The sequence below is a fragment of the Acinetobacter sp. UBA2581 genome (assembly GCF_002339435.1).
In the GTDB taxonomy this organism is placed as follows: domain Bacteria; phylum Pseudomonadota; class Gammaproteobacteria; order Pseudomonadales; family Moraxellaceae; genus Acinetobacter; species Acinetobacter variabilis.
In genome coordinates this window covers 16,144-29,486 of sequence record NZ_DDLD01000098.1, presented here as the reverse complement: position 1 = coordinate 29,486, position 13,343 = coordinate 16,144, and the positions used below count along the sequence as shown (strand labels likewise).

Below are 13,343 nucleotides of genomic sequence, written 5' to 3'. Positions count from 1 at the left end.
CCAATTTAAATGTCGCTATAACCTAGACTTTTCAGGGCTCGCTCATCATCAGACCAGCCGCCTTTGACTTTCACCCAAAGCGTTAGCATGATTTTCTGTTCGAACATCTTTTCCATATCGACACGTGCATCCATACCGATTTTTTTCAGCTTGGAGCCTTTTTCACCAATCACAATGGCTTTTTGGCCAGCACGATCAACGAAAATGGTGGCATCAATATAAGTACATGCCGGCTTCATACGACCTGTTTTTTCGTTCAGGGTCGGCTCTTCAGTTTTGAAAGATTCAATCTGAACAGTTAAATCGTATGGCAGTTCTTCGCCTAACTGACGCATGATCTTTTCACGGATAATTTCAGAGGCCAGGAAACGCTCTGAACGATCGGTAAGCTGATCTAATGAATACAGTGGTGGCTGGAATGGCAGGTACTTGGCAATCGTATCGCGTAAGTGTTCGAGATTTGCACCACGAAGTGCAGATACCGGTACGATTTCAGCAAAGTTCATCAGTTTAGCACGTTCACGAATCAGCGGTAAGGCCTCATTCTTGTTCTCAAACGTGTCCAGCTTGTTAATCACCAGAATTACTGGCATATCCGCATTTTTTAATTTCTCCAGAACAAGCTCGTCGTTCTGGGTCCATTTCTGTGCGTCAACTACAAACAGTACCAGGTTCACGTCACGCAGTGCAGAGTGCGCAGCTCGGTTCATCATTTTATTGATGGCACGCACTTCTTTCTTATGCATCCCCGGTGTATCAACAAATACTGCCTGAGATTTTTCACGTGAATCAATCCCTACAATTTTATGACGTGTGGTTTGTGGCTTACGTGAAGTAATCGAAAGTTTCTGGCCCAGTAAGTGGTTCATCAAGGTCGATTTACCTACGTTTGGACGTCCGACAATCGCCACGAAACCGCTACGATAATCAGAAGGAATTTCAGTACCCTGTGCACTGAAAAATTGACTAATCAAGTCATTGCTGTCGCTTTGCGACTCGTGATCAGCATCAATGTGATCGGAATGAGTAGTCATTAAGACTTATGCTCCAAATGTTTTAAAATATCTGCCGCAACCGCCTGTTCAGCGAATCGTCGGCTTGAACCTTCACCGGCCATGACCGGTAAGCCTTCTACCTGGCATTCCACTTTGAAATGCTGGTTCGGGGCATCACCCTGAATATCTACAACCTCGTAAACTGGGAGAGGTTTTTTACGTGCTTGTAAATATTCCTGTAGGCGTGATTTAGGGTCTTTCAGCTGGTCAGTTGGTTCTATATTGTCTAAATACGGTTCGTACCATTTTAGCACAATCGCCTGTAGTACAGTGAGATCACCGCAATCCACATAGATCGCACCAATAATGGCTTCGACCGTATCCGCAAGTATAGACTCACGATGATGACCACCCGATTTCAGCTCACCCGTACTGAGAATCAGGTTCTGACTCAATTTTAGATCATTAGCAATTTTCCCTAACGCTTCCTGTCGGACAAGAGTCGCACGCATACGCGTCAGACGGCCCTCGTTTTCCTGCGGGTAAGCAGTAAAGAGATAATTGGCTATAATCATCCCTAAAAGAGAATCGCCTAGAAATTCTAGGCGTTCATAGTTGTGTTTATGACTGACTGAACGATGGGTCAATGCCAGTTTTAACAGATCAGCTTGTTTAAACTGATAACCGATCCGTTTGGCAAGACGCTCATCATTTAGTTTTGACTGTGCTTTGATCAAAATCTTTCTCAAACTTCATCACTAAATCTATATTCAATATAAAATTCTTGCGAATTTCATAATTCTTGTGCACCTGTAAACCATCAGTGTTGGTTACCTTGGCAATTTCATCAAATTTCAGATCGCGAATATTGTTCATTTCTAAACGCTGACCCATCTGTTGACGAAATTTTTCTGGTGCAATATTTGCCGGAGAACTCTTTAAAAGTTCCTCAATCTGATTGTCCACCATACGATCATCAAAGTATGGCCCCCAAACTGCAATCGCCACTTTGGCAAGAAAAGCAAACCCCATGATTGCAAATAAAATTCCAATATACGAAGCACCTTGTTGATGTTTCATTTTTTATTTTCCTGACTGAAATAATTAATCGATTATTCCGTTTCGACTAAACGATGGCAGTTTAAAGCCAGGTTCTTTATGCATCCAGATATAGAATGCGCGACCTGTTAAGTTTTCTTCCGGAACAAAGCCCCAGAAACGACTGTCAGCACTTTGATCGCGATTATCCCCCATCGCAAAGTAATGGCCTTCTGGAACTTTCACTTCCCAATATAAACCATTTTCAGCTGAAAACTTACCATTTTCTATATAGTTAAGGAATGGAGCCTGACGAGCTACATTTACTCCTTCCAGTTCACGCATAGTGAAAGTATGTTCGCCAATGGTTTCTTTATGATAAATCGAATTTGGCGTATCCAGGCGATCTTTTTCACGGCTGAATTCTACTGGAACTTTTGCTACTTTCTCACCATTAATGGTTAACTGGCCATGATCATAAACAATATGATCACCTGGCAAACCAATTACACGTTTGATATAGCTAATCGTTGGTTGTGGCGGATAGCGGAAGACCACGACATCACCACGCTCCGGGCTACCTGTATCCAGAATTTTTGTATTAACAATTGGTAATTTCACACCATAGTCAAATTTATTGACCAGGATAAAATCACCGGTTTCCAGGGTTGGAACCATGGAGTCTGATGGAATATTGAAAGGTTCGTACAGGAAAGAACGCAATACTAAAACGACCGCCAAAACCGGCCAGAAATCATAAGCCCAGGTAATAATGAAGTTTTCATTGCCCTTACCTTTGGTCTGTCGTTGTTTCAGAACAAACTTATCCAGCAACCAGACCGCGACGAAAAATAAGGTCGCAGGAACAAGAATCAAATTAAAATCAAAATCCATGGGCTTATTATCCTTATAGTATTAGCGTTCGACTTTCAGTACAGCTAAGAACGCTTCTTGTGGAATTTCAACGCTACCCACCTGTTTCATACGTTTCTTACCTTCTTTCTGTTTTGCAAGAAGTTTCTTCTTACGTGATACGTCCCCACCATAACATTTTGCCAATACGTTTTTACGCATTGCTTTTACAGTAGAACGGGCAATAATTTGCGCACCAATAGCAGCCTGAATTGCCACATCAAACATCTGACGAGGAATCAGGTCTTTCATTTTTTCAACCAGTGCAATTCCACGATGACGTGCATCCTGACGATGGCAAATCATTGCTAAAGCATCGACTTTTTCACCATTGATCAGGACATCCACTTTCACCAGTGATGAACTTTCAAAACGCACAAAGTTGTAATCTAGTGACGCAAAACCACGTGAACAAGATTTCAATTTATCAAAGAAATCCATCACCACTTCGGCCATTGGAATTTCAAAAGTAACGGATACCTGATTCGCCATGAACTTCATGTCTTTCTGTACACCACGGCGCTCAATACATAGGGTCATGACATTACCCAGGTATTCCTGTGGCACGAGGATATGACACTCTGCAATTGGTTCACGCAGGTCTTCAACAGTTGAGCCATCTGGCATTTTTGACGGACTATCGATGTAAATGGTATTGCCATTTTTCATCACTGCTTCATAAATTACAGTTGGTGCTGAAGAGATCAAATCCAGATCGTATTCACGTTCTAGACGCTCCTGTACGATCTCCATGTGCAGCATACCTAAGAAGCCACAGCGGAAACCGAAGCCTAGAGCATCAGAACTTTCTGGTTCGAAGAACAGCGCAGAGTCATTGATTTGCAGTTTATGCAATGCTTCACGGAAAGGTTCAAAATCACTGGAATCGATTGGGAACAGGCCCGCATAGACCTGTGGTTTTACTTTTTTGAAACCAGGTAATGTTGGAACTTCTGGAGTAGTTGCCAGTGTAATGGTATCACCCACTGGTGCACCAAAAATGTCTTTAATACCGGCAATCACGAAACCAACTTCACCCGCTTCAAGGATATCGGTTTCAGTATGCTTCGGATTGAAAATACCGACTGAAGTGATGATATGTGTCTGACCCGTCGATTTCACCAGCATCTTGTCGCCTTTGCGAACACGCCCCTGTTTCACACGAACTAGAGATACCACGCCCAAGTAGTTATCGAACCATGAGTCAATAATCAACGCTTGCAGCGGTGCATCACGTTCACCTGTTGGTGCAGGAATGACATTCACCAGCGTTTCAAGTACACCTTCAATACCTAGGCCAGTTTTTGCTGAACAGGTCGGTGCTTCAGTCGCTTCAATCCCGATAATATCTTCAATTTCCTGAATTACACGTTCGGGTTCAGCCTGTGGCAAGTCAATCTTGTTCAGTACTGGTAAAACTTCCAGACCCTGCTCAATCGCGGTATAGCAGTTTGCTACAGACTGCGCTTCTACCCCTTGCGCTGCATCCACAACGAGAAGTGCACCTTCACAGGCCGCTAAAGAACGTGAAACTTCATAAGAGAAATCCACGTGTCCCGGGGTATCAATGAAGTTCAACTGATACTCTTGACCATTTGGATGGGTATAGTACAAGGTGACCGAAGCCGCTTTGATGGTAATCCCACGTTCGCGTTCAAGTTCCATAGAATCAAGAACTTGAGCCTGCATTTCACGATCCTGTAAACCACCACAAGTTTGAATAAAACGGTCTGCCAGAGTCGATTTACCGTGGTCAATATGCGCAATAATCGAGAAGTTACGAATGTTTTTAATATCAACAGATTTTTTAGCTTGCGCCATGGGCTACCTTGAGAAAAAAACGCGCCATGCAATTTAAAAAGTCATTGCATAACAAAAGCCGAATAGAAATTGCCGAGGATTATAGCAGAATGGAGATACAGAAAAAGAATTATCTTTCTTCTCTCTTAGCTGTCTTAAGCACATGACCAGTTTCTTCTTATTTTTCTTTTCCTCAGCTTTTTCTTAGAAACAGCTTGTTAAATGGGCTGTTTCCTATTTAGTAGCTGCCTTCTATTCGATCTCAATATCATCACCTTATTAGATTGATTCTTCTCTTATTGCCTTTGCTTCTTCACTCAAATATAAAGTAGAAAAATCATAAGGGTTAATACTGTCTGAGAGGGGCTGATAAGCTTGGGTAAAACTTGGCGACATACGCTTCGGGCGACCCGACGCAATTTCGATACAAGCCCACTGCGTGCTACCGGTAAATAGGACATTCTGATCCTGTGGACGATAAAAAGCATACTGTCTGAATGAATATAAGGCATTCAAATCACTTAACCAGGTTCGTAGAATCAGCTCATCCCCTTCAAATGCCGCCTTGCGATACTGGACATGATGTTCAACTGCAACCATGGCATGTTTAAGTTGCAGATACTCATTTAAACCGAGTCCTAATTGCTCGATATGGGCCGAGGCCACATCCTGCATCCACTGCACATAAATGACGTTATTCACATGTCCTAGACGATCAATATGTTCAGGATGTACCTTTAAAACTTGGTCAAAAATACCAGTCACTTTTCTCTTATCCTTTATCGCAATTTTTTCCATGTACAGAGTCTACAGAAATTATGGCTCGGGTAAATTGCGAAAAATAAAAAACCGCCTATACAAGCGGTCTTTTATTGAAGATTCATATATTTTATGAAATGCGCATCCCGACAATGGCACGTTGACCCTGACGAATCAGACCGACACGGGCAACACTACCTTTTTTCAGGTCTGCCACAGCTTCCACAAACTGGTTACTGTTCAATATCGCTTTACCATTGATTTGAGTCACAACATCATTTGGCATGATCCGTGCCTGAGCTGCGATCCCGTCTCTACGAACGTCCTGAATGACTACACCACCCTTAATCTCTAAACGCTCTTTTTCAGCCGGACTTAATTCACGAATAGTAACGCCTAATACCGGACCTTTATTTGGCTGAGCCTGGTTGCCTGCTTTGGCTGGCGTTTCATCTGGCGCAGTCGTGAGTGTTGCATTGATATTACGACGTTTATCATCACGTAATATTTCTAACTGGATCTGCTGTTTAGGCGCAGAACGGTTTAAATAGTTCAGCAACTGGCTAGTGCGTGAAATATCAGTACCATTGTATTTTAAAATCACATCACCGGCTTGCAGACCCGCTTTAGCCGCTGGCGAATTTGGTGCAACCTGGGTAATTAAAGAACCTTCTGGCTTAGATAATTTATAAGATTCAGCCAAAGTACGGTCGATATCTTGCAGGCTTACCCCCAGATAAGAACGAGTCACCTTACCATCACGTTTCAGCTGGTCAGCGACTTCCATAGCGACATCAATCGGAATCGAAAATGACAGCCCCATATAACCGCCAGTACCACTGAAGATTCGTGAGTTCACCCCAACCACTTCACCGCGCTGGTTAAATAGCGGTCCACCCGAGTTTCCCGGGTTGAGGGCAACGTCAGTTTGAATAAATGGTACGGCTGTTTCACCCATCATGTTACGCATCTTGGCACTGACAATGCCGGCAGAAGCGGAGTAGTCAAAACCAAAAGGTGAACCGATTGCTAATACGGGTTCACCTACACGTAATTTATCGACATCACCAGTACGCAGTTCCGGGAAACCTGAACCATTAACTTTCAATAAAGCGACGTCAGTACGCTCGTCGCTTCCCACGACTGTTGCATCAATTTCCCGACGATCATTCAAGGTAATTGTCACTTTAGACGCATCTTCAACTACGTGGTGGTTGGTCAGCAGATAGCCATCCTTACTAATGAAGAAGGCACTCCCATATCCGGTTTTTTCCTGCGGTACACGTGGCTGCGGAATAATCACTTGATTACCAAAGAAACGGCGTAAAATTTCAGGAACCTGTTGTTGCAAGAGCTCTTCTTCGCTCATTTTTTTGACAACACTCACACTGACAACTGCCGGACTGACCTGATCAACCAGGTTAGAAAAATCGACGGGTGTTACTGCCTGTAACTGAGCAGCACTCATAGTAACAGTCGCTGCAAATAATCCTTTTTTTAAATCCAGAATTTTCATATAAATTATTCACCCAAATTGTTGATAAATTTATGTAAATAGGTTTTATCACAAACTTCATATATTTTAAGTAAAAATATGTTCGAAAGCTTGAATGTTAGCAACCTTTAATTTTTCTAAAGCATTAAGTTAAAGCTTTTATTAATTTTTTTCATCAATAAATGAGCACTTAAACGCTTGCCTTTTGTACAAAAAAGCGCTCTGATTACCGGACTTTTTTCAATTAGCTGATGGACATGTCTAATTTTCCCCTTACCCATCATTTTGACGTGATCATTGTGGGCAGTGGTGGTGCCGGCCTAAGTTTAGCACTTTCTTTGCCTGAACATTTTAATATTGCAGTTCTTGCCAAATCTACCCTGACCGATGCCAGTACCTATTATGCTCAAGGCGGTGTTGCAGCCGTACTGGATGAGACAGACTCGATTGAACAGCATATTGATGACACCATGATTGCAGGTGTACATCTGTGTGAAATGGATGCTGTGAAGCAGACGGTGGAAGGTGGTAAGCCTTCGGTGGATTTTCTACTGAAACATGGCGTGCAATTTACTCTGGATGAGCAGGAACAATTACATTTGACCCGTGAAGGCGGCCATTCACAGCGCCGAATCATTCACGCAGCTGATGCGACTGGGCGTGCCATTTCTACCACGTTAGTACAGCGCGTTCAGGAAAAAGAAAATATTACCATCTTTGAAAATTACATTGCGATCGACCTGATCTGTTCACAAAAACTGGGCTTAGATGGTGAAAATCGCGCCTTAGGTTTATATGCACTCAATGAAGCAAGTGCACAAGTTCATACTTTCTTAGCACCATTTACTGCCCTGGCTTGTGGCGGTGCGATGAAAGCTTATCTTTATACTTCCAATCCGGATATCGCGACTGGTGATGGGATTGCGATGGCCTATCGTGCCGGTTGCCGGGTTGCCAATATGGAATTCAACCAGTTCCATCCGACCTGTTTATATCATCCACAAGCCCGTTCATTCCTGATCACAGAAGCCATGCGTGGTGAAGGCGCCTATTTACGCCTACCTGATGGTGAGCGTTTTATGCTGCGTTTTGATGAGCGTGCAGAGCTGGCACCACGTGATATTGTGGCACGCGCGATTGACTATGAGATTAAACGTCTGGGCATTCGTCATGTCTGGCTAGATATTACCCATAAAGATGAAAGCTTCATCAAAGAACACTTCCCAACCTTATATGCACGTCTGTTAGAACTTGGCATCGACATCACCAAGGAAATGATTCCTGTGGTTCCTGCTGCGCATTATACCTGTGGTGGTGTGGTCGTAGATGAAAACAGTCAGACCGATATTGCTGGACTCTATGCCATTGGTGAAACTTCTTATACTGGCTTACACGGCGCTAACCGTATGGCCAGTAACTCACTTTTAGAATGTTTTGTATATGGCATGAGTGCTGCCAAACAGATTCAGGAAAATTTCAGAACAGATCAAGCTATCCCTGAGGTACCAGAATGGGATGATTCTCAGGTGACCAATCCTGATGAAGATGTAGTTATTCTGCAAAACTGGGACGAGCTGCGTCAGACCATGTGGAACTATGTCGGTATTGTGCGTACCACTAAACGTCTGGAACGTGCCCTGCACCGAATTGAGATGTTGAAGAAAGAAATTACCGAGTACTATCAGGATTATCAGGTGAGCAAAAACTTGATTGAGCTACGTAATCTGGTGTTAGTTTCAGAGATGATCGTGCGTTGTGCCATGCAGCGTAAAGAGTCCCGTGGCCTGCATTTCACCCTGGATTATCCAGAATTGCTGCCTGAACTACGTAAAACTGTACTGATTCCACCAAGTTTTGAAGTAGAAACCCCTTTGGTGAATGCTTAAAAATATAAATAAGGCAGATAATATTTTTAAATGTTATCTGCCTTTTCTTTGGCTCTGATTTTTTAAGTTTTTAGAATAATCAGGATTTAAATAAAGCATATAATTTGTAAGAATTAATCAGCATTTTAAGGAATGCACGTGTTCTTTACGTGGTGGAACCGAATAGGTCGCTGTCACATGAGCAACCGGCTCTTCCTGATCAATCGAATAAATCCAGACTTCTCCCACAATGAGCGCCTTCCCCACTTTCATCAATTTACTTTCCCCTCGCAGATCAACACCACCCGAAGGTTTACGCAGAAAATTGATATTTAAGTTCGTAGTCACTGCCAGGCCAACCAGTCCAATCTCACCGAGGATCGCAATATATAAGGCCAGATCAGCTAAGGTCATCATGGTGGGGCCAGACACTGTGCCGCCGGGACGTAATTCCTGCTCACTCACTCGATACAGTAAGATTGCACCCTGAGGCACTACAGCTTCGATCTGGCACTTTTCCAGGCTCTGTGGAAATTCCTGCTGTAAAAACTGGATGATTTCTTCTCTTGTACTTTTCATCATGTTTTATCTTCCTGATTTCTTCCAATATAGAAGATTCTTCCTTGAAATAACTAGAGAAAAGTATGCCAAAAATATCTTTAGAATAAAATTATTTTAAATAAGACAGCGCCTGTTCAAACACCTGATCCGGTGTTTGAGTCGCATCCAGACGTTTAATCCGCTCTGGATGACGCTGGCATAGCGTGGCATATCCGGCGCGAACTTTCTCAAAGAAAGTAACTTTCTCTTGCTCAAACCGATCCAGCGCACCTCGGGCACGTGCGCGATTCATACCCAGTTCAATCGGTGCATCCAGCCAGAACGTAATATCCGGCATACGTTCCACGAAATTTTGATTCAACAGATTCAGCTTGTCTTCACTGAGTCCACGCCCTGCACATTGATAGGCAAAACTGGCATCACTGAAGCGATCACATAAGACAATTTTTCCAGCATTTAAAGCGGGTAGAATCACTTGTGTCAGATGCTGGGCACGTGCCGCATACATCAGCAATAACTCTGTATCATGGCACATCGCTTCTTCGTGGTTTACGGCCAACAATAGCGAACGAATCTGTTCTGCCATCGGTGTACCGCCCGGCTCGCGGGTCAGCACGACCTCTTTACCTTGAGCAATAAAATCATCATAGATACGACGAATGAGTGTGGTTTTCCCTACACCTTCAGTGCCTTCAAAGCTGATAAACATGCTCATTCCTTATTTTTTGAACGTAAAACAGAGAGATATTCTTGCACTGCTCTATTGTGGTCTTGCAGACTGCTGCTGAATTTATGCCCACCATTACCCGTTGCAACAAAATAAAGATTTTGTGAATTGTCCGGATGCATCGCTGCTTCAATGGCTTTCTTGCTTGGCAAGGCAATCGGTGTCGGTGGTAAGCCAGCCATGGTATAGGTGTTATAGGGTGTTGGAGTGCGTAGATCCTGACGGGTGATATTACCTTTGTAATTCTCACCCATACCATAAATCACGGTTGGATCTGTCTGTAGACGCATGCCTATTTTCAAACGGCGCACAAATACACCAGATACCTGTTGTAACTCGCTATCCAGACTGGTTTCTTTTTCAATGATCGATGCCATGATGAGCGCTTCATATTTATTCTGATATGGCAGATCTGAAGCACGTTTTTCCCAAGCCTGATCCAGAGACTTCATCTGGCGCTGATAAAGATCGGTCAGAATCTTGCGATCCGTTTCACCTTTGGCAAAGAAATAGGTATCTGGAGCAAATAGACCTTCAGGATGATTAAATGGAATATTGAGTTCTTTGAGCAATTGATCGGTTGGCAAATTCACCACTTCTTTAGTCACCAGATCATCTTTCTTTAAAGCATCAATCAGCTGTTTAAAGGTCGTGCCCTCAATCACCAGAATCCGGTTCATCTGAGCATTTTCTGCATTGGAAATCATGTCCAGCACTGCACGGATACTCATACCTTGAGGAATTTCATAAACACCTGCCTTCATGGTGTCATGAATCATGATGCGCTGATACAGCTTTAAAATAATCGGAAAGCTGACATGATTTTCTTTGGCCAGCCGATCAATAAATCCAGAATAGGTTTCACCGTTACTAATTGCCAGTAACTGTTTTTGACCTTCTACAGGATAATCTTTCCATAGGCTGGCTTTTAGGATCAGCCCTAGAACCAGGAGTATCCCGATTAGAAATAGAACTATCCCCTTCATGAAACCAGGGCGTTTGGCATTATTTTTCTTTTTGGTTTTAGACTTGGAAGCTGACATATTAATAAGGCATCTGATTCAATCGAAGACGGTTAAAAAGTTCAATACAAGCATCTACATTTAAAGCACGCTGCTCAAATTGAGTGGCAATTTTCATCGGACTGAGCGCATTACAGAAAAACAGGCTGTCGATATGGGGAATTTCATCCATTTCCACATCACGCCGCTGACAGATAATGCCTTGATCCTGCATACGTTGCAAAATTTCTGCACGCATCACACCGAAGACGCCATTATAACGAAGTTCTGGTGTAATCCATGTATTGTTTATACGAATGAAGCAATTACTGCTCACCCCTTCAACAATTGTACCCTGCACATCAGTTACCAGTGCTTCCGGCCAGCCATGCAGATCCGCTTCCTGTTTAAGCAAGACCTGTTCCAGACGGTTTAAGGTTTTCAACCCCACCAGATTCGGCATGCTGAGGCCAATGGCCTGTTGCAATACACCCGCCTGAATCTGCTCATAACTGAAGTCCTGTACAGTTTTCGGATAATAGAACATCCAAAGATCTGCCGGATGGTCTGGCAGGCTATAACCACGCTGTCCTATACCACGACTCAGTACAATCTTTAAGGTTCCGTTCAGTTCAGCTTCTGACCTCAATAACGCTTGCAAACTTTTTTCAATCAGGTCCAGATCAGCATGCAAACTTAATTTTTGCTGGCTCATCCTTAAACGGGCTAGATGACGGTCTGCTAACTCGATCCGGTTTCGACGGATGCGGGCGGTAGTAAAGCAGCCATCACCATAATGAAAGGCACGATCCAGCACATCTATATCTTTGACGAGTTGAGCATTTTTTAAATACAACATGCTTTTAAGGCCTCTCTGGTGACGGATAGAGCGATGAAATATAAGCTCTGTCTATATATCTGTTTTACTCACATAAAATTCATTTTTAATTATTTTTTATGCAAAAAATCTCCAGCTATTCTTGCCCCATCCAACAAAACAAAGAAACATTTGAGGCAAATATGAACATCCGTAAATTAAAAATTGGGGTATTGGCAGCACTTATTTCAGCAACCGCTTTTAGCGTATCTGCAAAAGACTTCCTGAACGTGTCCTATGATCCAACTCGCGAATTGTACGATAACTTTAATAAAGAATTCAGTGCTTACTGGAAAAAATCTACTGGTCAGGATGTTAACTTCAAACAGTCACATGGCGGTTCAGGTAAACAGGCACGTGCTGTCATTGATGGTCTAGATGCGGACGTCGTGACTTTGGCCCTAGCTGCAGATATTGATGAGATTGCAGCACGCGGCCTGCTACCTAAAGACTGGCAGAAAAAATTCCCGCAAAACTCGACACCTTATACCTCAACCATCGTTTTCCTGGTGAAAAAAGGTAATCCTAAAGGCATTAAAGACTGGGGCGATCTGGTGAAACCGGGCGTAGAAATCATTACGCCAAATCCGAAAACTTCTGGTAGCGCGCGCTGGAACTACCTGGCCGCTTGGGCATGGGCGAAACACCAACCGGGTGGTAATGATGCCAAAGCACAAGAATTCGTTCGTCAAATCTACAAACAGACTAAAGTTCTGGACTCAGGTGCACGTGGTTCAACCACAACATTTGCGGAACGCGGGATCGGTGACGTGTTACTGGCTTGGGAAAATGAAGCGCACCTAGCGATTCGTGAGCAACCAGGCAAGTTTGAAATCATCACCCCTTCTCTGTCGATTCTGGCTGAGCCACCAGTGGCAATCGTTGAAAAGAATGCCAAAAAAGATGGTAATGAAAATCTGGCTAAAGCGTATCTGAATTACCTGTACTCACCTGCGGGTCAAACGGTTGCTGCGAAGAATTTCTATCGCCCACGTAATGCGGCAGTATTAAAACAATACAGCAATGTCTTTAAATCGCTGAAGCTGGTGACTATTGATAAAGAGTTTGGTGGCTGGGACAAGGTACAGAAAAAACACTTTGCCAATGGCGGTATCTTTGACCAGATCGTAAAGGCAAATAGCACAAAATCGTAATAATAAATGTCTATGCAATGGCCTTATTGAATAAGGCCATTGTTGTTTCAAATACTTATAAACTCTTTTATCTTATATTTTCATATAAAATTCATTTTTAATTATTTTTTATGCATAAAGAATAGGTTTATTCTTCACTCATGTTACAAAACGTGTAAG

The 13,343-nt window shown here is 43.0% G+C and carries 13 protein-coding genes; 2 read left to right on the top strand and 11 right to left on the bottom strand.

Annotation, left to right across the window (positions count from 1 at the left end; genetic code table 11):
• Positions 1-5 precede the first annotated feature (5 nt).
• The 7 genes from era to B3Q46_RS12590 form a co-directional block, all read right to left on the bottom strand.
• A complete protein-coding gene (gene era / locus B3Q46_RS12620; RefSeq protein ID WP_004784513.1) occupies positions 6-1,034 on the bottom strand; it encodes a GTPase Era in 1,029 nt (342 codons plus the stop codon).
• On the bottom strand, positions 1,034-1,732 hold the full coding sequence (rnc, locus tag B3Q46_RS12615) for a ribonuclease III (protein WP_004784515.1): 699 nt from the start codon (positions 1,730-1,732) through the stop codon (positions 1,034-1,036). Before rnc ends, era begins: the two co-directional genes overlap by 1 nt.
• Positions 1,704-2,075 (bottom strand): DUF4845 domain-containing protein, encoded by a 372-nt coding sequence (locus B3Q46_RS12610; protein ID WP_004784516.1) that lies wholly within the window; start codon positions 2,073-2,075, stop codon positions 1,704-1,706. Before B3Q46_RS12610 ends, rnc begins: the two co-directional genes overlap by 29 nt.
• Before the next feature lie 24 nt (positions 2,076-2,099).
• Positions 2,100-2,927, bottom strand: coding sequence for a signal peptidase I (gene lepB, locus B3Q46_RS12605; protein WP_004784518.1), 828 nt, complete (start codon positions 2,925-2,927; stop codon positions 2,100-2,102).
• Positions 2,928-2,948: 21 nt separating this feature from the next.
• On the bottom strand, positions 2,949-4,766 hold the full coding sequence (gene lepA / locus B3Q46_RS12600; protein ID WP_004784519.1) for a translation elongation factor 4: 1,818 nt from the start codon (positions 4,764-4,766) through the stop codon (positions 2,949-2,951).
• A 258-nt stretch (positions 4,767-5,024) separates the two neighbouring features.
• Positions 5,025-5,510, bottom strand: coding sequence for an acyl-CoA thioesterase (locus B3Q46_RS12595; RefSeq protein WP_004784520.1), 486 nt, complete (start codon positions 5,508-5,510; stop codon positions 5,025-5,027).
• A gap of 124 nt (positions 5,511-5,634) precedes the next feature.
• The gene (locus B3Q46_RS12590; RefSeq protein ID WP_004784522.1) at positions 5,635-7,020 is read right to left on the bottom strand and encodes a Do family serine endopeptidase; all 1,386 of its coding nucleotides are present in this window, start codon (positions 7,018-7,020) and stop codon (positions 5,635-5,637) included.
• A 236-nt stretch (positions 7,021-7,256) separates the two neighbouring features.
• On the opposite strand from B3Q46_RS12590, the gene nadB reads away from it, so the two are divergent.
• A complete protein-coding gene (gene nadB, locus B3Q46_RS12585; RefSeq protein WP_005236669.1) occupies positions 7,257-8,885 on the top strand; it encodes an L-aspartate oxidase in 1,629 nt (542 codons plus the stop codon).
• Between the two features lie 117 nt (positions 8,886-9,002).
• On the opposite strand, the gene B3Q46_RS12580 is transcribed toward nadB, so the two are convergent.
• The 4 genes from B3Q46_RS12580 to pabC form a co-directional block, all read right to left on the bottom strand.
• Positions 9,003-9,443, bottom strand: a complete 441-nt coding sequence (locus tag B3Q46_RS12580) for a PaaI family thioesterase (RefSeq protein ID WP_171064820.1) — start codon at positions 9,441-9,443, stop codon at positions 9,003-9,005.
• Positions 9,444-9,534: 91 nt separating this feature from the next.
• A complete protein-coding gene (tmk, locus tag B3Q46_RS12575; protein WP_004784527.1) occupies positions 9,535-10,134 on the bottom strand; it encodes a dTMP kinase in 600 nt (199 codons plus the stop codon).
• A gap of 2 nt (positions 10,135-10,136) precedes the next feature.
• Positions 10,137-11,195, bottom strand: coding sequence for an endolytic transglycosylase MltG (mltG, locus tag B3Q46_RS12570; protein WP_005236670.1), 1,059 nt, complete (start codon positions 11,193-11,195; stop codon positions 10,137-10,139).
• Position 11,196: 1 nt separating this feature from the next.
• On the bottom strand, positions 11,197-12,012 hold the full coding sequence (gene pabC / locus B3Q46_RS12565) for an aminodeoxychorismate lyase (RefSeq protein ID WP_005236671.1): 816 nt from the start codon (positions 12,010-12,012) through the stop codon (positions 11,197-11,199).
• Between the two features lie 161 nt (positions 12,013-12,173).
• Between pabC and B3Q46_RS12560 the strand changes: the two genes are divergently transcribed.
• Positions 12,174-13,184: a sulfate ABC transporter substrate-binding protein gene (locus B3Q46_RS12560; protein ID WP_005236673.1), complete on the top strand. Its 1,011-nt coding sequence runs from the start codon at positions 12,174-12,176 to the stop codon at positions 13,182-13,184.
• Positions 13,185-13,343: the final 159 nt, after the last annotated feature.